The sequence below is a fragment of the Pectinatus sottacetonis genome (genome assembly GCF_015732155.1).
Classification (GTDB): domain Bacteria; phylum Bacillota; class Negativicutes; order Selenomonadales; family Selenomonadaceae; genus Pectinatus; species Pectinatus sottacetonis.
The window spans coordinates 1,935,783-1,962,473 of the sequence record NZ_WIQK01000001.1 but is presented as its reverse complement, the minus strand read 5'-3'; the positions used below and the strand labels follow the sequence as shown (position 1 = coordinate 1,962,473).

Annotated in this window: 15 protein-coding genes, 1 tRNA gene and 1 riboswitch; of the genes, 14 read left to right on the top strand and 2 right to left on the bottom strand. The window is 36.4% G+C overall.

The genetic code is table 11. The features are described 5' to 3' along the window. The first annotated feature begins 56 nt into the window (after positions 1-56). From I6760_RS09190 to I6760_RS09135, 12 genes are all read left to right on the top strand, one after another. The gene (locus I6760_RS09190) at positions 57-1,778 is read left to right on the top strand and encodes a TIGR03960 family B12-binding radical SAM protein (RefSeq protein WP_196594151.1); all 1,722 of its coding nucleotides are present in this window, start codon (positions 57-59) and stop codon (positions 1,776-1,778) included. Positions 1,779-1,788: 10 nt separating this feature from the next. Next, the gene (gene pgeF, locus I6760_RS09185) at positions 1,789-2,595 is read left to right on the top strand and encodes a peptidoglycan editing factor PgeF (protein ID WP_196594150.1); all 807 of its coding nucleotides are present in this window, start codon (positions 1,789-1,791) and stop codon (positions 2,593-2,595) included. Between the two features lie 140 nt (positions 2,596-2,735). Next, entirely contained in the window at positions 2,736-3,425 is a 690-nt protein-coding gene (locus I6760_RS09180) for a YggS family pyridoxal phosphate-dependent enzyme (protein WP_196594149.1), read from the top strand. A gap of 12 nt (positions 3,426-3,437) precedes the next feature. Next, entirely contained in the window at positions 3,438-3,926 is a 489-nt protein-coding gene (locus tag I6760_RS09175) for a cell division protein SepF (RefSeq protein ID WP_196594148.1), read from the top strand. A 54-nt stretch (positions 3,927-3,980) separates the two neighbouring features. Further along, a complete protein-coding gene (gene proC / locus I6760_RS09170; RefSeq protein WP_196594147.1) occupies positions 3,981-4,778 on the top strand; it encodes a pyrroline-5-carboxylate reductase in 798 nt (265 codons plus the stop codon). Beyond that, a complete protein-coding gene (locus I6760_RS09165; RefSeq protein ID WP_407947315.1) occupies positions 4,775-5,566 on the top strand; it encodes a YlmH family RNA-binding protein in 792 nt (263 codons plus the stop codon). Before proC ends, I6760_RS09165 begins: the two co-directional genes overlap by 4 nt. Positions 5,567-5,585: 19 nt before the next feature. Then, on the top strand, positions 5,586-6,026 hold the full coding sequence (lspA, locus tag I6760_RS09160) for a signal peptidase II (protein ID WP_196594145.1): 441 nt from the start codon (positions 5,586-5,588) through the stop codon (positions 6,024-6,026). A gap of 2 nt (positions 6,027-6,028) precedes the next feature. After that, positions 6,029-6,946 (top strand): RluA family pseudouridine synthase, encoded by a 918-nt coding sequence (locus I6760_RS09155; protein WP_196594832.1) that lies wholly within the window; start codon positions 6,029-6,031, stop codon positions 6,944-6,946. A 4-nt stretch (positions 6,947-6,950) separates the two neighbouring features. Next, positions 6,951-7,508 carry a bifunctional pyr operon transcriptional regulator/uracil phosphoribosyltransferase PyrR gene (gene pyrR / locus I6760_RS09150; RefSeq protein ID WP_196594831.1) on the top strand — a complete coding sequence of 186 codons (558 nt, stop codon included), beginning with the start codon at positions 6,951-6,953 and terminating at the stop codon, positions 7,506-7,508. Positions 7,509-8,209: 701 nt separating this feature from the next. After that, complete coding sequence (locus tag I6760_RS09145) at positions 8,210-9,187, top strand: glycoside hydrolase family 130 protein (protein WP_231036191.1); 978 nt, start codon at positions 8,210-8,212, stop codon at positions 9,185-9,187. Between the two features lie 36 nt (positions 9,188-9,223). Continuing rightward, a complete protein-coding gene (locus I6760_RS09140; protein WP_196594144.1) occupies positions 9,224-10,258 on the top strand; it encodes a sugar phosphate nucleotidyltransferase in 1,035 nt (344 codons plus the stop codon). Between the two features lie 489 nt (positions 10,259-10,747). Next, on the top strand, positions 10,748-12,613 hold the full coding sequence (locus I6760_RS09135; RefSeq protein ID WP_196594143.1) for a glycosyltransferase: 1,866 nt from the start codon (positions 10,748-10,750) through the stop codon (positions 12,611-12,613). 251 nt (positions 12,614-12,864) lie between these two features. Here the strand turns inward: I6760_RS09135 and I6760_RS09130 are convergent. Both I6760_RS09130 and I6760_RS09125 read right to left on the bottom strand, forming a co-directional pair. Further along, positions 12,865-12,941, bottom strand: a tRNA-Arg gene (locus tag I6760_RS09130). A 338-nt stretch (positions 12,942-13,279) separates the two neighbouring features. After that, a complete protein-coding gene (locus I6760_RS09125; RefSeq protein WP_231036189.1) occupies positions 13,280-14,038 on the bottom strand; it encodes a DpnI domain-containing protein in 759 nt (252 codons plus the stop codon). 369 nt (positions 14,039-14,407) lie between these two features. After that, positions 14,408-14,585, top strand: a riboswitch (cobalamin riboswitch). 352 nt (positions 14,586-14,937) lie between these two features. Here I6760_RS09125 and I6760_RS09120 point away from each other — a divergent pair. Continuing rightward, positions 14,938-17,331 carry a TonB-dependent receptor plug domain-containing protein gene (locus I6760_RS09120; protein ID WP_196594141.1) on the top strand — a complete coding sequence of 798 codons (2,394 nt, stop codon included), beginning with the start codon at positions 14,938-14,940 and terminating at the stop codon, positions 17,329-17,331. Positions 17,332-17,342: 11 nt separating this feature from the next. Further along, entirely contained in the window at positions 17,343-26,624 is a 9,282-nt protein-coding gene (locus I6760_RS09115) for an autotransporter domain-containing protein (RefSeq protein WP_196594140.1), read from the top strand. Positions 26,625-26,691 lie beyond the last annotated feature (67 nt).

Sequence of the window (26,691 nt, the reverse complement as noted above, 5' to 3'; positions counted from 1 at the left end):
TGTACCTTTATAACAGTCATTAATTTGGCAGCAGTTTTTTTATGGAGGTATAAACTTTGTCATGGAAAATTAAAAATCAATTACAAAACATCTTAGCCGAAGAAGAAGGATACAGTATATTCCCAGCGGGAATAAGAACGAGGTTTGCTCTTTGCTATCCCAATCATTATAATGTTGGGATGTCCAATTTAGGACTTCATATAATTTACGAACAAATTAATGTACGTGACGACACCGCTGCCGAGCGATTTTTTATGCCAGAAAAAACTTTGGAAAAAACATATGAACAAACTAATACGCCTTTATTGAGTTTAGAATCACAAAATCCATTATATGAATTTGCCATAATTGGGTTTGCCGTATCATTTGAACTCGATTATTTTAATATACTGTCAATGCTTTCTTTAGGAAAAGTTGAACTTTTAGCTGCTAATCGTGACGAAAATGATCCTATCGTAATTGCCGGAGGTCCCTGTTCCACATTTAATCCTGAGCCTTTATCATTATTCGTCGACGCATTTATAATCGGTGAAGGAGAAGAAACTATTAATAGATTTCTTAATGTATATCTTTCGTCACGCGGGAAAAATTTCTCTCGCAGAGAAATTTTACTGCATTTGGCACAAATTCCTGGTGTATATGTTCCAATTTTTTATAAACATCATTATGACTCATCAGGAAAGCTTATATCAATAACTACTGACGGCACAGTTCCTGCCAAAGTAAACCGACAATGGGTACGTGATCTTGATAAATACCCCGCTCATACGATAATCAAAAGCAACCACACTGAGTTTAGTTTCTACCTAATAGAAACGGCCCGTGGCTGCGGTCGTCATTGCCGTTTCTGCATGGCAGGATATTGTTTTCGCAGACCACGCAATAGAAGTTTAAAGGCTATAAAAGAAATGATTGAAGCCGTTCCTCCGCAAAAAAAGATTGGGCTTATGGGCCCTGCTGTCTCGGACCATCCCCAAATCGACACAATTTGCCAATATATAAATGAACATCAGCATCCCATGTCTGTAGCATCTTTTCGCGCTGATTCAGTAACTCAGGTATTAGTAGATTCGTTAGCTGCCAGTGGACAAAAAACTTTGACCCTCGCTCCCGAAGCTGGCAGCAACAAGCTTCGACATATCATTAACAAGGGGATCGAAGATAAACATTTATATACTTCTATCCGTATGGGAATAAAGGCTGGCATAAAAAATTTCCGTCTTTACATTATGGTCGGACTGCCTGGAGAAAATGATGAAGATATCGAAGCAATTATAAAAATGACTCATAATCTACGTAAATATATGGATGATAATAAAGCCCACGGTAAATTGACATTAAGCATAAATCCTTTCGTCCCTAAACCATTCACTCCGTTCCAATGGATGCCCATGGCTGATATGAAAAAAATATCTAATGTGCTAAAATATATAAAAAATACTTTAAAAAAAGACCGTCGTATAGAAATTCTTACTGAATCACCAAAGGAATCCTATCTACAGGCCATTCTAGCTCGCGGCGACAGAAAAATTGCCCAGATATTATATGAAGCACATAAAGCAGGCGGCAGTAAAAAATTTCGCCATATAATGAAAGAACATTATTTAGATGAAAATTTTTATTTGTACCGCCAGCGTGAAACTAATGAATTAATGCCATGGGACATCCTTGATATGGGTGTGAAAAAAGAATATTTTTTACATGAATTGGCAATGGCAAAGCAACATAAAACAACTATACAATGTTTTGCTGAATGCAAACGCTGTGGTGTATGTTAAAGGAGGAACAATGCATATACATGAATTACCATTATTCACAAAATATAATAATAAATTAGTACACGGTTTTTCTTTGAAAACCGGCGGAGTGAGTCAAGGCTGTTATGCATCACTGAATATGGGCCTGCATGTAGGTGATACTGCAGCAAAAGTTATAACTAACAGACAGCTTTTTTGTAACGCCCTAAATATTAATTTTGAAAATGTTGTCTGCTGTGAACAAATTCATAAAGATAACATCTATACCGTGACTGCAGCAGACAAGGGAAAAGGAGCCCATGAGCTGTCAACCGCAATAAAAAACACCGATGGACTAATTACTAACGAGAAAAACATTCCCTTAATGCTTTTTTTTGCTGATTGTACTCCTATATTAATTTATGATACTGTAAATGAAGCCATTGGTCTTGCTCATGCTGGCTGGCGTGGTACTATAGCTGATATTGCCGGCAAAACTTTGCAGGCAATGCAGGCACAATACAACACTAAACCAGAAGAATGCATTGCTGGTATCGGTCCATGCATTGGTCAATGCTGCTATGAAATTGGTGATGACGTAAGAACACAATTCACCGCTGTCTTTTCCCAAATAAAAAAAACGACAAATGCTGTAGATAAAATTTTAACTTACAGGAATACTGCTTATCTTTCCTTATATGATGCTAATAAAATTTTGCTGATAGAGCATGGTATCCTTCCAGAAAACATATCACCAGAAAAAGAGTACTGCACATCATGCCATTGTACCGAATTTTATTCTTATCGGGCTGCTGCCGGAAAAACGGGACGACATGCTGCTCTCCTCTGCTTGAAGTAAGACAAATTGTAAAATGAAGCTAAAAAATCGCTATTTTAGTAAAATTTAATTGTAAAAATCAATTTTATTGCAGGAAAACACCGTATTTAAGAGGAAGATATTTAAGTTAGCATAAATATATCCTTAGAGGAGATATAGCAATGATCAAAGAAAATTTATTAACTGTAAAAAAAAATATTTATGAAGCTGCCAAAAAACGCCAGCCCGATATGGATGAATCTGTTAAACTTATCGCTGTAACCAAAAACCATTCGGTAGAGGAAATGCAGGAAGCCATTGATGCCGGAGCTCAATATATCGGCGAAAATCGTGTCCAGGAAGCAATGGAAAAATATGCTTTACTCAATCGCAACGTAAAATGGCATTTAATAGGACACTTGCAGACAAATAAAGTAAAACATGCTGTCAAAATATTTAATTTTATTGAATCAGTTGACAGCATAAAACTTGCTGATATTATAGATAAAGAAGCTGCTAAAATAAATAAACTGCAAAATATCCTTGTGCAGGTGAATCTTGTAAAGGAAACGAGTAAAACAGGTATTTATTTAGAGGATTTACAGCCGCTTCTGCAGGATATTGACAGGCTTAAACATTTAAAATTAGGTGGATTAATGTTCATAGCTCCTAATTTGGATGATTTAGAAAAAGTCCGTCCAATGTTTAAAAGAATGTATAAATTATTTAAGGAAGTACAACAAATGCATTTTTCTAACGCTGATATCAAATATCTTTCAATGGGAATGACACATGATTATAAAATTGCCATCGAGGAAGGTGCTAATATCGTGCGCGTAGGAACTGCAATATTCGGACCGCGCCAATATTAAGGAGGAGCGATTATGAGTCTTTTTGATAAATTCGGCAGTAAGATGGGCCTATCTGACAGCAAAAATACTGATGAGCAGCATTACAACGAAAATCAAAATGAACCTGACGGAGAATATCCCCGCGAGGATAATTTACAGGACAATGTCGTTAGTTTTCAAACAGCTGCTGGTTCTTCCGGCAGTAATTCAAACAATACATTCAATAAAAACAAACAAATGAAAGTAATAATCATCGAACCCGCGTCTTTTGATGATGCCCAACAAATAGCTGACTATATAAAAGCCCACAAACCAGTAGTTTTAAATTTTGAAAATACTGCTGATGATATTGCAAAAAGGATTATTGATTTTATAAGCGGTGCTACATATGCGCTTGCCGGTGATATTCAAAAAGTTGGACAACATATCTTTCTATGTGCACCTAATAATGTCAATGTTACTTTTTCTGATTTAACTACACATCCTGCTCCTCCACAAGGTGATAAATTACCTTGGGAATAACTCTGTTCACTTATTTTATAATATATTTGTATAAACTGTCATTGGAGTGATTTGATGAAAATAGGATTTATCGGCGGCGGTGCTATGGCTGAAGCTATAATATGCGGTATTAATGCTAAAAATCTGATGAACCCGCAAAATATTTATGTTTCTGACCACAAAGATACCCGTTGCCAATATTTAGAAAAACGATATAAAATTCATGCTTCAGTCGGTTCACAGCCTTTTCTGCATGATATAGATATGCTTATTCTGGCTATAAAGCCACAGGCAGCATCAAAAGCAATAAATGAAATAAAAAATATAAATCATTCCGTTATTATTGTATCCATAATAGCTGGAATGACTCTGTCCTCACTAGAAAAACATTTTACAGAAAATCCCGTTATCCGTGTAATGCCTAATACTCCAATGGCTGTAAGTGCCGGTATGTCAGCAATTACTCCTGGTGTTAATGCTAAACCAACAGAAATAGATATGGTAAGAAAAATTTTTTCTGCTGCCGGTGAAACAATAATCATTGAGGAAAAACTTATGGATGCTGTTTCCGGCTTATCCGGCAGTGGTCCTGCCTTTATTTTTGTTATTATTGATGCGATGTCGGATGCCGGAGTAAGTGCAGGATTAAAACGTGACATTGCTATAAAACTTGCAGCTCAGACTGTCTTAGGAGCAGCAAAAATGGTATTGGAATCAGAACTTCATCCTGCACAGCTGCGTGACCAAGTTACATCTCCAGGTGGTACAACTATAGAAGGTGTTCACGTAATGGAACAAAAAGCTGTACGTGGTGCCATGATAGATGCTGTAACAGCTGCTGTAGAAAAATCAAAATTAATGGGGAATAAATAAATATGGCTGATCGAGAAAAGATACTTCGGTTTTATAAAGGAACTGAAGGTGAAGAAACAGCAATACGCCTTGTAGATAATGCTGAAGCAGTTAACAAAACAAGAAAATTTCGTACAAGTGATTTTTTAGATCCTTACGGACAAGAAATAGCTGAAACTATAGCTGCTAATTATGATGGGATTCGTATTGATTTTGATGGTGGTTACAACGGTGCTGAACGACAATGTGCTGCATTGATCCATGATGATTTTATGGGTAAAGTAAGTTTTGACATAAAAATAATTGTGGCTGAATGGAATGAAAAATTTTATCACATTGTCCATCGTGATATTCTTGGTTCCTTAATGGGATTAGGAATTGACCGCAGAAATTTAGGTGATCTGTTAATAAACCCTGGTAGTGTAAAGATAATCTGCACAGGAAAAATTGCAGATTTTATAATGAATAATTTAGCAACCATTGGCGCAGCTTCAGTTTCATGCCAATATGGAACACTAGCTGCTATTCCTCCCAGAGAAGAACGCTGCAAAGAAATATCTGTCACAGTAGCTTCTTTACGTATAGATTCTATAGCTGCTGCTGGCTATGGAACTTCCCGCAGTAAAATGGCAGCAGAAATTGAAGCTGATAAATTAAAGCTAAACTGGCAACATATAAAAACACCTTCTCAACTCGTGAAAGAGGGAGATATTATTTCTATGAGAGGTCGAGGAAGGTTAGAAGTATCACAGGTACGAGGAAAAACAAAAAAAGGCCGTACAGGTCTTTTTTTAAAACGATATATATAGAATTTGGAGATATACTATTATGTTTATAGCATTTATTGCAGCTATAATTATTATTGATCAATTAGTAAAATATTACATACGGCTAACAATGCTTCCTGGTATGTCTTTTCCTGTAATTCCGGATATTTTCAGTATTACTTATATCCAAAATCCTGGTGCTGCATTTGGTATTTTAGAAAATCAACGATTATTTTTTATAATTGTTACTTTAATTATTTTAGTATGCAGTGCCTATTTTTATCCTAAAATAAAAAAAATGCCTTTTTTTTTACGATTTGCCTTTTCCCTACTTTTAGGTGGTGCTATAGGAAATTTAATTGATCGTATAAGATTAGGTATAGTCGTTGATTTTTTTGATTTCCATATTTGGCCCGTATTTAATATAGCTGATATGGCTATCGTCTGCGGTGTTTGTATGATAATTTACTATATTTTTACCAAAGGATTACCAGAAGATTGAATATATATAAATATATTGCAAAAGAAAATAACTGCCGTCTTGATACCTTTATTACAACACATAACAACCTATTATCACGCTCTGCCGTACAAAAATTAATTTTAAAAGGAAATGTTTTAGTAAATACTAAACCAGAAAAAGCTAACTATCGCTTAAAAACAAATGATGAAATAGTAATCAGTATTCCTGAACCCCAGCCACTTGATATAATGCCAGAAAATATTCCACTCGATATTTTATATGAGGATAATGATATCATAGTTATAAACAAGAAACGCGGCATGATTGTACATCCTGCCCCTGGTATTTATACAGGAACATTGGTAAACGCCCTTTTATACCACTGTCATGATCTATCAGGAATAAATGGTGTGATCCGTCCGGGAATTGTCCACCGTCTGGATAAAGATACTACTGGTGTTATGGTCGCTGCCAAAACTGATAAAGCCCATATAAGCCTTGCCAAACAAATCAGTACAAAAACAGCTCAACGCTGCTATCTGGCTATCGTCAATGGTAATATAAGTGAAAATGAGGGACGTATAAACGGTAATATTGGGCGCCACCCTGTTGACAGAAAAAAAATGGCTGTACTTATAGATAAAGGTAAACCCGCTTCAACTTTATTTAAGGTCCTGGAACGGTTTTCTTCTCGCTACACATATATAAAATGCCGTCTTTTAACAGGACGGACACACCAAATAAGAGTCCATATGGCTTATATTGGTCATCCGCTGCTAGGAGATAGATGCTATTCAAAATGCAAAAATATCTTAGACAACCGTATCACTGGTCAGGCTTTGCATTCTAATACGCTGACGCTTTTTCATCCGACTACAGGCAGACAAATGTCATTTACAGCTCCTTTACCATATGATATGACTACTATTTTAAACACTTTAAAAAATGAACGGAAGTGATTTTATGCTAGAATTTATTGACAAGACTATTCTAATGGACAGTAAGGGAATACATCGCGCCTTGACAAGAATTGCCCACGAGATAATAGAAAAGAATAAGGGCGTTGATGATGTTGTTTTAATAGGTATTAGGACTCGTGGAGTTCCACTCGCTGAAAGATTATCAAATGCAATAAAAAAAATCGAAAATATTGACGTACCAGTTGGTATGCTAGACATTACATTATATCGTGATGATTTATCAACTCTGGCTTATCAACCAGTTATTCGGGAAACAAAATTTCCCTGCGATATAAATAGAAAAACCATTATCCTTGTAGATGATGTTCTTTATACTGGTCGAACCATACGCGCTGCTTTAAATGCACTGACTGATTTAGGACGTCCGCATGTAATCCAGCTTGCAGTTCTCATCGACAGAGGACATAGGGAACTGCCTATACGCGCTGATTATGTAGGTAAAAATGTTCCCACTGCCGCTAAGGAAGTTATAAGTGTGCAACTTGAAACTACTGATAAGACAGAACAAGTCATCATTCGAGAACCAGTTTCAAAAAAATAATTTGTTCATTACTTGCAGAATTAAATTTTTTATCCAGAAGAATTTAATTCTGCAAATTTCATTATATATATAAATAAGTCTATTATTTTATATGAAAATTTATTAAAATAATCGTATTTTATGTGTTTTTATGAAAATTTCTTTGTTTATTTGCTTCTATATAAATTTTTTTCTGTAATTACCATCTTTATAAGCTTATTATCATAAAAACATAAGCTTTCTATTTATTTCCTGGTCATTTTAGAAAAAAAAGACAGTAATGAAAGTTTTTGCATTATTTAAAAAGTTGACAATAAATAAAAATAGGTATAAATTATAGTTATAGGTACTTGAATATAAAATTAATAGTTTACAGTAAAATCATCTAACTTATCAAGTATTCTGCCGTTAAGCAACAGATACCATATCAATATTATTTAAATTTTTTTTATAAATTAATTTGTTCCATAAATATTATTGATTATTTTTATATTATGTTGACAAAAGATTATATTCTTTCCTTTATAATTTACACATATTTTATAATCTTCTTATAATAAGATCAACATCTAAAAATATTATATGGGTTTCGGATAAAATATTTTCTCTTATAATATTAATTTTATTAAAACACTGGTATCAGCTTTCCGCTTGATATTAGTGTTTTTTGTTATGATAATATATAAAAATTATTTTACTGTAAAAAGGAGTGCATTATTACATTGAGTCATTTTGAAACACGCTTAAAAGCTGGGGATAATACTTTTAAAGAACTTTTTCACCGTTATCCTTATAATCCTATTTTAATGGCAAAGGACTGGCCCTATCCTGTGAATGTCGTATTAAATCCTGCAGCAGCAATATTTGATGGAAAAATATTACTGCTTGCCCGCGTGGAAGACCGGCGTGGTTTTTCTCATCTGACAAAAGCTGTTAGTGACGATGGGATAAGTAATTGGGTAATTGATAAAATCCCTACACTTTCTCCCAGCCCCGATCATCCTGAAGAAGCATGGGGCATAGAAGATCCCCGCATAACTTATATTGAGGAACTGCATAAATATGCTATAACTTACACAGCTTATTCAGCCTGCGGCCCGGTAGTCAGTCTGGCCCTCACTGATGATTTCACTAACTTTGAACGATTGGGACCTATTATGCCGCCTGAAGATAAAGATGCCACGCTGTTCCCCCATAAGTTTGGTAAACGCTGGCTGCTGATACATCGTCCTATAGCACATGGAGCCAATATATGGGTATCATGCTCGGAAAATTTGAGGTACTGGGGCGATCACAGGGTACTTATCAATTCCCGCGGCGGCAGCTGGTGGGATGGAAGTAAAGTTGGTATTAGCGCTCAGCCACTTGAAACACCAAAAGGCTGGCTCATTCTCTATCACGGAGTGCGTGAAACAGCTTCTGGTGCTCTTTACCGCTTAGGCTTTGCCCTGCTTGATCTTGAAAATCCATTAAAGGTACTACACAGAAGTGATGAATGGGTATTTGGTCCTCAGGAATACTATGAAAAAGAAGGCGACGTAAGGGATGTTGTATTTCCTTGCGGCTGGATCTTAAATCCCACTGACAATAAAATCAAAATGTATTATGGTGCAGCTGATACTTGTATTGCCTTGGCCTCGGCTTCACTTGACGAAATTCTCGATTACATTGAAAGCTGTCCTGCTCCTGAAGACAATTAATTAAAATGCTTGACAGACTGAAAGAAGTGATGAAATATGCAGGCATTATTTTTGGCCGGAGGAAAAGGAACAAGATTATATCCTTTGACTCGTGAAATTCCCAAACCAATGGTTCCCATAATGGGAAAACCATTACTAGAGCATAATATGAATTTATTAAAATTTCATGGTATCCGTGATATTATACTTAGCATATGCTATAAGCCAGACTATATAAAAAATTATTTTGGCAGCGGTGCCGCCTTTGGTCTTAATATAAAATATATTACGGAGGAAAGTCCCTTAGGAACAGGCGGTGCCATAAAGAATTGTGAAAATTACCTCAAAAGTACATTTTTTGTCTTTAATTCCGATATTTTAAGCAATATAAATTATTCTGAAATGCTTCGCTACCACAAACGAAAAAATGCAGCTGTTACTATAGCCGTCACACGTGTTGATAATCCATCAAACTATGGTGTAATTGAATATACAAAAAATGGATATGCCAATTCATTCTGTGAAAAACCAAAAGCAGACAAAATCACCTCCCATTTTATTAATGCTGGTGTTTATATTTTTGAACCTGATGTTCTAAAACGTATCCCTAAAAACAGGCCCGTATCAATAGAACGGGAAGTTTTTCCTCAGCTTCTGCATGACAACTATAAAATAGCAATTTTTAAAGGCTGTAACTACTGGCTGGATATTGGTACACCGGAAAAATATATCCGGGCAAATCAAGATGGTTTTAACGGAAAACTTTATTTAGCGGATATGAATTTTCATCATCAGACTATTTATAGTAATACTAATACTCAGATAAGCAGATCAGCTATCCTGCGCGGTCCTATTTATATCGGCAAAAATGTTCAAATAAGGCCAGGTGCCATTGTTGGACCACGAGTAATACTAGGTGACAATAATGTCGTTGGTGAAGGAAGCTCTATCTCCAATAGTATTTTATGGAATAAAATAGTAATACACAATGGTGTCAAGGTAGAACGTTGTATTATAACGGACAAAAGTGTCATCAAGAACACATCACGCCGAAATATAATTACTCCTTCATCTGTGAAAGCCATAAAATAATCTAACGAAAATGAAGAAGTATTCTCCATCTTTAAGATACATGAAGCTATAAAGCTGTGTAACACACAAGATTAATCTACGATTTATACTTATCATATTATAAACAAGAAACTCACACTTCAAATACTGTAAAGATTAAAGAGTGAAGTATATCTCATCTTTTTAACAGAGAAAAGGGAGCTGATTTTTATTAATAATTCTATTTTAAAAATTGCTTTTTTAAGCACTTATCCACCTCGAAAATGTGGGATTGCAACTTTTACCCAGGATCTTTTACGCGAATTAAAAAAAGATTCTTCTATTTCTCCCCATGTAATTGCTATCAGTGATGATAATTATGACTACGATGCAGACGTTTTATTTGACTTTTCTCAGGAAGATAGGCAAAGTTATATTGATACTGCTCAAAAAATAAATGACTCTGATATTCAGCTGCTTATTATCGAACATGAATATGGCATATTCGGTGGTAAAGACGGAGAGTATTTATTGGAACTTGTCAATAAAGTAAAAAAACCTATAATAACCACTTTTCACACAGTTTTACCTAATCCTAATGAAAAACAGCAGCAAATTTTACAATTTTTATGCCAAAAAAGTCAAAAAGTCACTACAATGGCAGAAAATTCTCGTATATTATTGCAAAAAATATATAATGCCCCACCTGAAAAAATAGAAAAAATTCACCATGGTGTTCCTTATTTTGATTTTCCTGACAGAGAAACGCTTAAAAAAACTTCCCATTTAGAAAAAAAGATAATAATAACAACTTTCGGCCTATTAAGTCCCAGCAAGGGTATTGATTATGGTATTAAGGCTGTAGGTGAAGCAGTCCGGAAACACCCAGATATTTTGTATATTATACTAGGACAGACTCATCCCGTTATTCGCCGCAAATATGGTGAAACTTATCGGCATTCACTAGAACAATTAGTTAAAGATCTTCATCTTGAAGACAATGTATTATTTGTCAATAAATATTTATCTAAAGAAGAAATAGCCCATTGGCTGAAACTTTCTGATATATACATGACACCATATCTGGGCCAGGAACAAGCTGTGAGCGGTACACTTGCTTATGCCGCCGGCTATGGACGAGTAATTGTCTCAACACCTTACCCATATGCCCGGGAAATGCTTTCAGACAAACGTGGTCTTTTAGCACAATTCAAAGACAGCAGCTCTTTAGCTGCCTGCATAAATTATCTTATTGAAAATCCTGAAGAAAAAAAGAACATGGAAGATAATATGTCCCATCTGGGGAAAAATATGCTGTGGCGTTGTGTTGTGGAACATTATAGTCAGTTATTTTCTCTTGTATGCCATAAAGATAAGGACAAAGAACAAATTTTTAATAAATATATTAAACGTCTGACTGATGATACCGGCATATTTCAGCATGCTGTCAATGCTGTTCCAGATCCTTCTGAAGGATATACCAGCGATGATAATGCAAGAGGACTAATAATGGCAGGTATGTTATTTGCTGCTACTAAAAATCCCCAGTATCTTGAATTGGCTGTCATATATTTAAGATTTTTATTATATGCACAAAATAAACAAAATGAAGGATGGTTTCGTAACTTTATGGATTATGACCATCATTTTGCTGAAGCTAAGGGATCAGAAGATTGTTTTGGTCGGTGTATATGGTCTCTGGGCTTTGCAGTTTCTCTGGAATGTTTCCCTGATGATATCCGTTTAACCGCTGATAAAATGCTTCAACACAGCATTAAATGTTATTCTCATCTGAATTTTTTACGTGCCTGTGCCTATTCGTTACTTGGCCTTACCCTATGGAATAACCACAAAATGTCGGATATAATACTACACTTGGCAGAAAAAATTTACACAGCTTACCAAAATCATGCTGAAAAAAACTGGCAGTGGTTCGAAAACGAACTCACCTACTGTAACGCAGTCCTGCCACATGCATTATTACAGGCATATACTTTCAGCAAAAAAACCGCCTATAAACAAGCTGGTGTTGACAGCTTAAATTTTCTGCTGAAAAAAACTTTTAGCAAGGGTATATTTATGCCTATAGGCTGTAAAGGCTGGATGAAAAAAAATGAGCCAGCAGCTGTATTTGACCAACAGCCAGTGGAAGCATGTGCAACAATCCTTGCCTGTATAACAGCCTATAAATTAACTAATGATCATATATATGCTGATTATGCAGCAAGCTGTTTTAACTGGTACACGGGGAAAAACACCCTTGGCCTGTCCCTTATAGACACTGATACAGGCGGCTGTATGGATGGTCTGATGGCAACAGGACTAAATAAGAATGAGGGTTCTGAAAGTCTTATTTCCTATGTTGTAGCCTATGCTGCATTGCAAAAAATAAAATAAATAAAAAGCACTTTTAAATATAACTATTACCAAAATATTTCAGTGATAGCTGTATTTAAAAGTGCTTTATTTATTCAAAAATCTCTACTGTCATCTGACTGGATATAATATTTGTTCCAATTTTTCTCTGTAATGCCAGAAACTTAACATTGTCAATCAATACTTGGCAGAATGGTATTGATCTAACTAAAAATGATTCAATTCTATATCCAGCAAAAAAGCCTCTCATCTCTGAGAAGCTTTATTTTCTATGGTGCGATTGGCGAGAGTCGAACTCGCTACCTGCCGCTTAGGAGGCGGCCGCTCTATCCATGTGAGCTACAACCGCATAATGTAACTTATATATTATAACAAATTTTTGCTTTTATGACAAATTAATTCTACCTTACCTAAATATATAACTCTTTCGCATTATACTAGTTAATATAAATTACAAAAATTATTTCTTTGTTTTCCATTATCCCAAAATTATGTAAAATATTATTATTTATAAAAAAATAATGATTTTAATTAGCACAACGAGAATATATTCTTTTATTCTTTATTATTAGCTACATTTTTCATAGCTAATTTTGCCGCACACCCCACAATCTTTCTCATAATGAAAGAGAATAATCCTTAAGTACAATAAAATACAATTTAGCTATGCAGAACAAAAGCATTAATTCAGTCTATTTTTCTATAATGACCTCTGCTTAAAAATTCAATATAACCTCGATCTCGCAGCACTTGCAATTGTTGACGTATTTTATCGCGGATATGTTGATTTCCCAAATGCCTGGCATGTAATTCATCTTCAAAATTGTATATATCTGACAAAGTAAATTCATTTGTCTTGATCTTATCAACACAACGAAGTACATCCATAAGCCAGCCACGCTTCGCAATATTTTTTTCTTCAAGAAAATTTGCCCGCTGCAATTTGTTAATAACCAATTGGTAATCAATTTCTTTTCCATGGCGAATAAGATATATACAACCATTACTTGGTATTTCAGTAAGCAATATATTACATCCTACCCAGCCAGCACGTCTAGCCATCGGTCCCAATGGTTTTCTCTTCTCAATAATATCCACTGTAAAAAAATACTTTGGTATTACAAAGAAATTGTCAATACAATAATTAACATGATTATATTCCATACCAAATAAATCTGGATTATTGTTGCTTGTAATACGAGTAATCATCGTGTCATAAGCACCATCAACAATTTTTTTCCTAAATAATCCCGCATGACTTTTTAATTCATATTCACTTTTACAATGAGGACAATAAAAATCAGCAACAGGCTTATTATTCTCGTATTTTTCAATTTTTTTGTTGCCACAGCGTATGCAATATATATTATCGTGCGTCCATTTCTCAGTTATTACCCGTGCTTTTTGAGTATTGCTCTTATATTTTTTAGCTAATGTAGTATCCATGTAAAGATTCAAAATTAGTACCTAACCTTATAATAACATTTTATACATATTTATATATTATCTGCTTATACTAAAATCCCTGCACACAAAATAAATATTCCCTGATTTTTCAGTATAAGCATAAGTGATCAACTAAATAGTGTATATAAAAAATACCATTTTAATATAGTCCTCAAATACCGCAATACAAAAATACAAAAAAAAATAGCAACTTAATCATGTACATAATTAGTAATATACTAAAATATTATTAAAACATAAATTATCTATATTGATTTTTATATTATGTCATGCTATACTTAATTTTATATTATATAATTTCATGTTATATGTAGTTAAATATAATGTAATATATATTATCATGAATAATTTCATATGACTGAAACAGGTGTCCGCAAGGACTTAATAGGGAATCCGGTATAAAACCGGAGCGGTCCCGCCGCTGTAAGGATGAGCAAATCGCAAAACACCATTGGGAATTAATCCTGAGAAGGTGCGATAAGTAATGAATCCGAGCCAGAAGAACTGCCTGTTTGACAATCACCGTTAGCATTTTTATAATGCTTGTACCTACGAGCGATAGGGAGGAGATTTCGCATTGGTAGTGTTTTTGTGCTGCCATAAACGAAATATGCTGTTACAAACCTCATCCGTTCATGGATGGGGCCTTTTTATTCTTTAAATTAATTATTTGATTAATATACATAATATTTTCAATATCCATATAAAACTATAAACATATACAATATTATCACCCTATCGCAAAATGTATATAAAATATCTGTTTAATTTTCATAAATTATAATTTTATGAATATATATTTTAATATGAAAATTCACTTATTAAAATAATTTTACAGAATTTTTTATATATAAACTATTGTAAAGGATGAAATATTGATGCATTGGAAAGCAAAAAAAAGGACTTATGTCAAAAAAATGGCAGCATGCGCTTTATCGCTAGGCATTATGGTACCATCAACTGCATGGGCTAATAAGACACCAGCTAAAGCAAAAATTATTACTCAGTCCAATGATGACACTGCCGCTTATGACCTAGGCAGACAAACTGTAGAAGCTAGTCGTCCCGATTGGGAAACCAAGCTTTCTCCAGGAACAGTTACAATTATCCGGCCTGATGATTACAAGGGCGAACAAAAAGAACTTCCCGATTTTCTCAAAATGGTACCAGGCGTACATGTACGTGAAGTAAACGGCAAAGGGCAGTATACAACAGTCACAGTACGTGGTTCAACAGCAGCACAGGTAGGTATATTCGTAGACGGAGTATTATGTAATCTTGGTGGTGACGCTGCGGTCGATATATCTACAATTCCCATTAAAAATGTTGAACGTATCGAAATTTATCGCGGCTATATTCCCAGTCGTTTTGGTGGCACATATATGGGGGGAGTTATTAACATTGTAACCAAAAAACCAACCACAGAACATACAAGCATTGAAATTGGCAAATCAGAATACGGTGGAAAGCAACTTTCATGGGAAATGAGTGCACCAGTCAGTAAGGGCAGTCTTATGCTTGGTATTAATTATGAATCAAACAAGGGAGACTTTCCCTATAATAATTATGCAGCTCCCCGTGAATTAGCCGAATCACTGGATTGGTATGAATTTTACAAAGACTGGGACGCAAAAGAGCCCGCTGACTGGAAAAAGAAATGGTTAGCTTATTATAAATCATGTGTGCAGGCAGAATCAGATACTCATCGCTGGCGCAAATACAATGACCGCAAAAACACAAGCATATTAACAAAATGGCAAAATGATCATTGGATGGTCAAAGCTTCTTATAATAAATTGGATCGTCATCTGCCAGATAGTTTATGGGGTGACAGTATTCTTGATGCTGTAATAAACAATCAGGTAGATTTACGGGATATATATTATGTTGATGGACGCAGACAAAAGCTGGAAGATGAAGAACTTTTATTACAACATAGGAATACCAATAAAAAGCTGGAATGGGGATGGATGATAGACTATCTTCATCAAAACAAGGAATATAAGGCAGAACATATCCTGGTAGGTGATGATGATGTTCATTTAAATAACCTGCCTTTACGCAAATGGAGTAAATATCGTTCAAACAAATATAATGGACAAATCGATGGTACATACAAAATTAATAACCGACAAATGCTGGATTTTCAGATGAATTATTCGCATGAACGCATGAATATTTATGGTTCTAACATGGATAAAGTCCTGGGAGATTCAGATATAGCCAATATTCTTGGACAAATGCGCAACCGGTACGACCAAAACATATTAAATTTCCAGGTTCAGGATACGATAGTTCTCGATAAAAATAATACCTGGTTCATCACACCAAGCTGGCGTTATAACCAATCTAAAATAACAGGCTATAGTGACGGGAAACGCTTTAAAGTTGGACAGGAACATCGTTACCACTGGCTCCATCCTAAAGATGAACAAACTGACGGACGGGGGACATGGCAGATAGCATTGAAAAAAATTTTTAACAATCATTTTACCATGCGAATGACTGGCGGAACCTATTATCGCTTACTCAACATGTATGAAATTGCCGGTGACGGAGCTGGCATTTTACCATCAACATTTAATGGTCGAAATTCTGTCTTTCCACAACCAGAGCAGGGAAAGCAATTTGACATGAGTGCCATCTGGAAAGGTAAAGCTTTAGGTGCTGACAGTAATGCAACTATAACTTATTTTTGGCGTAGTGCTGATCGCATGTTACAACTAGTACGAGCCGGCCTGGATTATTCATCATATTTTAACGATAACCGGGGTACAATTCACGGTTTTGAACTGCAAAACAGATTCAAATGGCATAAATTTGCCCTTGATTTACGCGGTACTTACACCAAAGTCGATCCTGAACGAAAAAACACATCAGTAGGATATGGTTATTCATCTATCTGGCCTACCTACCAGCCTGAATGGGAAGGAAATATGCGCCTTACCTGCACACCAACAAATCAGTTTGCTGTTTTTGGTGAAATGCATTACACCGGAAAATATTATACATATTACGGAAAAGACTATCGTGGTGGTGAATATGCTGAACTTTCTGGTAAACCAGCAAATTTACTGATAGTCGTAAACAGCGGCATCAAATGGAAACCACATAAAAACATGCTGCTAACCTTTGGCTGCAATGATATATTAGATCAGGGCCCTAAGCAAAAAATCCGCAGTAATATAGCTTATACAGTACCGGGATATGTAAATGATGAGTTTCCACTCCAGGGACGCACCTATTATGCAACACTGAAGTATGAATTTTAAGGAGGAATATTATGCTAAGATTAAGGAAGAAAACGAATTATCATCATGTCCATAGTATCATAACATGTATTTTAAGCAGCTGCCTGCTTAGCGGTACAGCTATGGCTGCCAATCTTGTTGCCGCAGTACCATCAGATTATTCCAATAGTGAAATGGGTACTATTACCGGATCACGTGTAACAACAAAAGTAGATAATAAAATTATTACAGGGCTGCAAAAGGATTTAAATGGTGATCCCGCTATTTATAATTATAATCTTTTTGGGGAAAACTACATTTTTCAACGCCAATATACATACAGCACAACAGATCTAAAACCTTGTAATGCAATTAATTCAAATTACCTGGATAAAATAATGCAGTCTGGAAAAATTACTAGTGTTCCCAATACACATGCTGTTACTGCAACAGTAAAAAACAATACCGGATATATTTATGCCACAGGATATGATCAAGGAAATATTGGTGTTATTGCATCAGCAGATACAAAATTAGTTGAAAACACAAATAAAACGGTAAATTTGAAAAATGATATTACAAAGTACATCGGAAAAATTGATGGAGATAAACCATCAGTACATGGCGAAGGAATATCAATTTATGGTAACGATTTATATGTACTGGCAACCAGTAATAAACACGGTACCTATACAGACTACAATGATGCCTACGTTTTACAATATCATGTCAATGATGATGGATCTTTAGCTTATAACAGCTACACCCGTATGGGGAAAAATGCAGATCAATCACGTATGAACTTTTACAATAACCATCTTATTGTTTCCTTTATTGGTGGTTACCAAAACTATGGCTCTGGTAATAAAGAAACCGGCATCTATGCAGCACGTATTTCAGATGACCCCAAACAGCGGCTGTCTTTAAAAAATTGCACTAAGATCAATATCCCTGATAACGTAAAAGAAACATCGGCAGATTTTCGCGATTTAAAAATTCTTCCAAACGGAACAGCTTATGTAATGGCTTATAATTTAGCACAAAGTGCCAGCACTATTAATAACGGTCATGTATATCAGACAACCGTTTCCAACCTTCTTGCCGAACATCCCCAGGCATGGAAAGAAATTACCAGTACAGATCAAGGCGAATGGAAAGGCTGGTTTGGCAAACTAAACGCAGAATATTATACAAAACGCCTATGGTTGGAAACAGGTAATACACTCAATGTTTATACAGATGGCGCAGCTGTTCCCACAGCGTCATGGGATGCAAAAGACTTTTCAACCAATCCACAATATTATCAATTTAACAGTATTGCTGCATTGACGCCTGATACTGTCTGGGGTGATAAAGCTGCCTTGGCAGTTTCAGCTCCAGAGGGACTTACATCCTCATCAATCATGACTACGCTGACGGCTAACAATAATGCCTTGTGGAAACAGGGTGATATTACGACCCCGCTAACAGCATCAACCAACTATGATACAGATAAAGTTATCAGCCTTGATGATAATGAAGCATTAGGTGATCTCACTACAAATGTGCATGCAGCAGTCTATGCAGGCTCCAATTCAGACATTACAATTGGTTCTCTAAAACACAATTTACAATTACAAGTGAAAGATTATATTGGCAGCCCTTCCGGTATTTATGCCGGAAACGGCAAAAATATAACAATTAATGCTGGAAAATTAAATATCATTACTCAAGGCTATGCCAATGGTAACACCCTTACAAATGCCATCTGGAATGACGCCGGCAAAGATACTACCAGCAAAATCACCATTAATGCCCCTGTCAATATTACAATGACAGGAGGATATGGTGGCAATGGCATTGCCATACAAAAAACAGACCGCTTTGGTGAGTCAAGTACAGAAGCATTACAACCATCTAGTATTACTATCAATGGCAATACCACTATAAACGGATTGACCAATAATGAATGGGGCATCCCACTCAATCCGGAAAATGTTTATTCACGTTTTAATAACGCTGGTATATTAACTGCAGTTAATAAAAGTCAGATAACAATTAACGGCAGTGTCGACTTTTCAATTTATGGCAATGGCATCGCAGCAAACGCAGCAAACAGCAAAATCACCGTTGGCGGCGGTAAAATTGTCGTTCCCCAAAATATGAATTACGGTTACTATGCTTTAGCCTCATATCTAGGTGATATAAACATGAATACAGGAATAGATGGTCAGACACCAGGTACACATCAAGTTCAGCTAACAGGTGATCTTTTTGCGTTAAAAACCGGTACGATCAATCTTGCCCTTACCACCAGTGATTCCTATCTCAAAGGTATCATAGACAATGGCGGAACAGCAAACCTTTATCTGCAAAACGGTGCTATATGGACAAATCAAAAAAATAACAGACGTTATAAAGAAGATAATGAAGATATTGGGGCAGGCCAAGTCAGCCATATCAGTTACTTTACAGGTGGTAAAGATGAAGCATCGCGCGGTATTATTTATCAAAATGATCCCAATGCTATCACATTAGATAAATACAGTGGACATGCCGTCGTTATCTATAAACAAAATGACACTACCATTAATGGTGGCGGAATTACTATTGCAACTGCTAATAAAACAGCAGGCCAAAATGCCATGCTTACCCTGCGTACAGGAAACAATGGCAGTAATGAAAATACCACATTGAATAATCTTGCTAATAAATTAACTTATAAAGGCTACAATGCGGAAAAAGCTTTGGATGGACGCTTAGAAATCGGTGAAGGAATTACCTCCTCTTCAGCTGCCAAAACAATTTCTTTTGCTGCCACAGATAATGGTCGGGGAAGTTACAATTTCTCAGAGCAACCGGAACCCGCCGAACAAAACCAGACCGAATTCACGAAACAAATATCAATTTATAACGTAGATGAGTATAAAACAGCTAATGTAGAAAAAACACCAGGAGTATATACTTTTACTAAAGACTCCACATTGAATTTCCAAGGATATGACGGTGCCGGAGCTATTAGAGATGGATATTCCAATCCCCTTAAAATCGATGCTACAGGGCATATATTGACAATTAATGTTAATAATAAAAACAATATGTTTATTGATGCCCTTAACGGATCATCATCGAAAAATATTGATATCTCAGCAAATCAGCTAAACCTCACTGTAAACGGGACTAAAGATATGTCCTTAACTAAAGCTTATGGCATATGGAAACAAGGTGAAAGTACATTATCCATAAACGGCCTGACCAATATAAATACAACAGCAGCAGACAAAAGTTACGGTGTATATGGTACCGGTTACGGCAGTAAAATACAGTTAGCAGGGCTTAAAGTAACCGTAAATAAAGATGCCACAGATGGTGTAAGCATAAAATCTGATGGATACCATAATAGTCAAATTGCCATTAATATCAAAAATGGGGAAATCGGCAATAATAAAGTACAGCTTAACGGAAATTTGTATACGGGAGCCGAGGGCAAATTAGAGCTGGCATTGACAACTAATGATTCCATTCTTAATGGGATAAGTCAAGTAAAATTTGAACCAGCTGAAGATGAATACAGTGATGACCATTTAGGTACTGTTAATTTATATTTACAAAATAATGCCATTTGGCATAATATAAACTACAGCAATACAAAACCTAATGAATTTGAAGGCAGCTGCATAACAAATCTTACTGGTGGCAACAACAGCGAAAATGCAGGAATAATTTTCCAGCAGGATGCAAATGACGTGACAATTGCTAATTACAGTGGCAGTACAAAGTTTCTTTATGCACATGATAACACAGCACCGACCCATTTAAACGGCGGAAATATTAAAATAAATAAAGCCGCAGAAAATAGTTTAGTTACTTTTATAACAGACAACAACGGTGTAACTGAAAAAAATATAAACGCTGTCCTTAATGCACTTGCCAATAAACTTTATTATACAGGGTACATCTCCGGCGATCGCAACCTCAACGGCAAAGCAGAAATTGCTGAGGGCCTGACAGTTTCAGCAAAATCATTGACCATTGGTGATATTTTCTTTGACGAAAAAACTGGTCAAGGTGAATATAAGCCCAGCCCAGTCATACAAAATGATCAAGATAAAACATCATTTACAACACCCATCACAGGTTCAGCGGATAAAGACAAAGAATATAGCGATGCTTATGTGCGTAAAACAGATGGCAGCTATGTATTCACTAAAGACAATACAGCAATCTCAACTGATAAAAATCTAATTGCAGGCGGAGCATGGATGCCTCAGATTAATTCAGCTGTCTCCAATACAGATACTTTGAACAAACTACATATTGATCTCAAAGGACACAACCTTGCAATAAAAACAACAGCAGATACTCATTCCACAGGTATTGCCGCCATTGGGACCGGCAGTGCTGTAGACATAGACCACGCCGGTAAAATCAATATTGATGCCGAAAGCACTAGTGGCGGCAGAACCGCAGGGATCTTCGTTAATAATGGCGGAATTATCAATATCCATAACGGTGATGGAAATCTGACCGACAAAATACTAACTGTACGGGCAAATACAACAGCTAAAGCCAACGGCGCAGTAATAAAATCCATGAACGGTGCCCCCGGACGTTCCAGCATCAACATTGATGGTCTGGTAGATGTATTAGCTGATGGAGCTATGACAGAAAACAAAGGTGCTAATGAAGCAGTAAGTGCAGTAGCATCAGATATACGTATTGGTGGTGGCTCGATTCGTGCTATTAATGGTGCCCAGCAAGCTATCCGCGCCTATGGAGAATTTGTAACCCAAAATGCCGGACGTGTTTATATAAATATGCAGGAAGATAATGAAGGCAATGGCATTGGTGCCGGTAAAAACAAGACCATTATTGAAGGTAACATTGATACAAGCGGCGGTATGGGTACTAAAGGCATTATCAACATTGGACTTTCTACCGCAGATTCTTCATGGACAGGCGACTATGTCCTGAATGGCGGATCACAATGGTATAAACCAGGGGATAACATTGGTACAGTAAATCTCTGGCTGCAAAATGGAGCCACATGGACTGGCTGTACACCAGGAGGAAAACTGTCACTGCTTAATATGCAGAACGGTGCCACATGGAACAACACTGGCGCCACATTAATCAACTCATTGAAAAGCAACAGCACAAATAATATTATTGATATGACAAGTAAGAACTCGGGTAATATTGCTATTGATTCATTCAGCGGTAAAGCTATGGCATATTATACACACGACAACCATTCTCCAGTAATTATTTATGGCGGTAATATAATAATTGATAAAGCTGCCCCTGATAGTAATTTTACTCTGCGTACAAACAATGATGGCCTGAATATTGACTCCCCTCATGCCGGAGATAAAAATCTTGTAAGTGCTACACTTAATGCTCTGGCTAATAAATTATATTACACCGCAGCAGCCAACAACGAAATAAATTTATCCGCCACAGCAGAAATAGCTGAAGGTTTAACCTCATCTATTGCTTTGCGCAAAGCCGATATTACCTTTGATAAAACAAATAAAGGGCAGGGTAGTTTCATTTATACACCTGTTGTTGACCCTCCAAACACATCACCGATTACAGCATCTTTGACATTGACAAAAGACCGTATTATTAACGCATCCGAACCAAATGCCAAAAGCGAAAATTTTGTAAGTGCTTTATATAGTGCTATAAATGCAGATAAACAACATCCCATGATAATAGATATGAATGACAATAACCTCGCATTAAATGCCAACAGCACAAATAAACAAGCAGCAGCAATTTATCTTGGTGATAATCAAACTATAAAAATTAAAAACAGTACCAATAAAAAACTACAACTCAATGTTTCTAATACTGATACACGCGCCGTACATGGTATTTATGCCGACGGAAATGCTGATTTAGTTATTGAAGGCCCTATAGAAATCAATCAGGCATCAACCAAAGGATACAGTGCCGATGGTATTGAAATGAATGGTACAATCGGTTCTACCAGCACACTCACCATTAATGGCCCGCTTACAATAAAAAATATTACAGGCAAAGAAACAGGCCTGGCTGGCGACGGACGCAACTTAGCTGGAATCAATGTTGTAGCAGATAATGACAGCGTAACAGTAAATGGGTTGGTCGATATTCGTGGTCTTAAAGGCAGTGCCTTGCAAGTTATGGGACAAGACGCCGCTATTTCAGTTAACGGCGGTATAATAACAGCTGCTGATGATACAGAACATAATAAACAATATTATGCTGCTCACGCCAGTAAAGGTACTATTAACATCAATATACAAAATAATACTCCCGGAATTACCAAAACCAACTTAACCGGTGATATGTATCTGACACGAGAATATGGACAAAAAACCATCGAATACAGCGGCGGCGAACTTATAGATTTCAATAACAAAGGCATATTAAACACAGCACTTACAACAGCAGATTCATCCTGGGATGGCGCAGCCACCTATATTATTGATAAATCAGATTATGGCAAGGGCGGCTATACTGCCCATGATGTAGGAACATTTAACCTCTGGCTGCAAAATGGAGCCACTTGGACCAATGAAGTAAAATCCAGCACAGATAACAGCTTTGCTGGCAGTCATCTTGCGACTTTACACGGCAGTAATAATTCATCACCAAATGGTATTATTTTCCAGAAAGACCCACATAATATCATTATTGACAGCTATAGTGGCAATACAACTGTACTATACAATCACGACAACGCAATACCAGCAGCTATTACCGGTGGCAGTCTGCAGATTAACAATGCCGATGCAGACAGTAAAATTACTCTGTGTACAGACAATAGCGGCATTGATCTATCTGATAAAAATACTATCAATAATATACTAGACGCATTAGCACAAAAGCTCACCTATAAAGCTTATACCACAGGCGAACGAAACCTCGCTGGTATAGTAAAAATAACTGAAGGTCTCACAGCATCTTCAGCAGCAAAAGAAACCGGTAGTATTGCTTTTAATGATACTACCGGGCAGGGACATGTAGACCAGGCAACCATCAATCCTACTCCCCCAAATTATCCAGAATCCCAGACTAAAACTAATATTACAGGTGGTATTGGTAACGATACTGATAAAGAATATTTAAAAGATGGCATTTTAAAAGATGATGGCAGCTATATATTTAACAAAAATACCACCATTACCGGTACACAAAACACAGCTTTAGGAATAGTAACCGGCATTGGAGATAAAGATAAAAAACTTGTTATTAAAGCTGACAGCGGTAATATTTTATCTTTTAAAGCAACACCGACAAATACTACTACAGCTGCCGGCATTGTTTCATCTGGACATAATGGCTTAGTAAATATTACAGCTGATACCATCAAAATTGATGTTTCAGGAAACAGTAACAATAACGCTATCCTTGCAGAAGACGCCGGACAAATTTCCATTACTGGCAGTACAGAAATTAATGCCGATAGTGCTATTGCGATTACCACAAAAAAAGATTCAACTATAAGTATCACCGGTGGCGGTTCCATTAATGGGAAAACAGTCATCCAAAATGATGGCGGGAAAATAGAATTGGGAAATCTTTCCCGGGATCTTACTCTTACCGGCACAATTAACAATAATGGCGGACAAATCAAATTAGGAAGCAATGTTCCGGGAAAAGAACTGACCATTAACGGAATAGTCAACAATATAGCAGGTGGTAAAACTGTATTGGGAACTGCTACAGAAACAGTGAACATGACTGGTGCTATTAACAACTCCAACGGAAATGTCGTCATTAATCTTACAGGAACGGGTTCACATTTAACTGGTGCTATCACTACAGGAGCATATAAGAATAAAAACCTCCTGCGCGCAAATATGCTCATGGTAAACGCTCTTAGCCAAAATCCAATTCAACCAACCACAACCATTTTGAATCTTAGCAATGGTGGTGTTTGGGAAAACAACGATAATAATATAGCTTCAGCAATTACTACAATAAATGGATCGGGTGGTATAATTCAGCAAAAATCCCAGCAAACAATCACAGCAGATATTTTGAGCGGGGACACAATAGTCAGTTATGACAGCATTTATAATCCCACAGACAACAGCCTGAACATTTCAGACACTCTTGGTAAATTTATTCTTAAAGGAGTAGATGGCAATAAGGAAAACAGCATCACCATCAAAACGGATAATACAAATATACCCTCTGCCGGATTAACAACCACAGCTTACAAAACAGCACTCACTCAATTGGCCAATAAACTTGATTATCGGGGAACCGTTATTACTAACGGTAAAGCAGACAATTTAATTGGATATGCTAAAATCAATGAATCAATGACTGCTGCATGGGCATCAGCTCCCATCCAATTTAGAAACGGACAGGATAATACCAATACTATTGGCACTATTACCAATAGCACTGCTGTTACCTATGGCGATTATGAAACCCAGCTTATGAGCGGCGTAAAATCTGCCATGACTTCATCAGCTATGGCATGGCGTGTTGAAAATAATGATCTAATGAAACGCATGGGGGAACTTCGCCTCAGTCCGGAAAATACTGGTATCTGGGTAAAAACCTACAACGGCAAATCAAGTAGTAACAAAAACCGTGCTAACTACCATATCAATTATCACACCATCCAGACAGGCTACGACCGAAGAATCAATGATAATTGGCGAATTGGTGCTGCCATTAGCCATATGCAGGGAAACTCCAGCTATAATTATGGTGGTAACGGTAAAAACCACGAAACCAATCTAGGCTTATACGGAATATGGCAGGGAAATAATAACCAATACATTGATCTCATCTTAAAGGCCGGTAAGCTCACTAATGATTACACAATATATAATGAAGATGGACATAAAGTAATGGGAAACTACGACACCTGGGGTACCTCCATGAGTGCTGAATACGGAAAGCGCTTCCATAAAACAAATGGATTTTACTATGAACCTCAAGCAGAAATAACATACAGCCACCTAAATAGTGCAGACTATACAGCCAGCAGCGACTTCACCGACAACACAGGCAATTATAGAAATATGCAGGTACAGCAAAGCAGTTTTAATAGTTTTATCGGTCGGCTGGGGCTTGGTATTGGAATAGAAAACAAGTGTAACACACTCTTTGCCAAAGTATCTTTAAACCATGAATTCTGTGGCAGCATGGATACCAGCTATAATGCAGATAATAATCTAAAGACTACCCGGCAGGACTATAACGATACATGGCTAAGTTTTCAACTTGGTGGTACCGTAAACTTAACAAACAATGTAAATTTCTATGGCGATTTTGAAAAAACAACTGGTGGTGATATCAAAACCGATTGGCGTATAGATGCAGGATTCCGCTGGAACTTCTAACTAGAAACAATAAAAATTTTCCTATCAATGATAGCATAAATCAGGGAAATTTTGTCAAACTACAGTA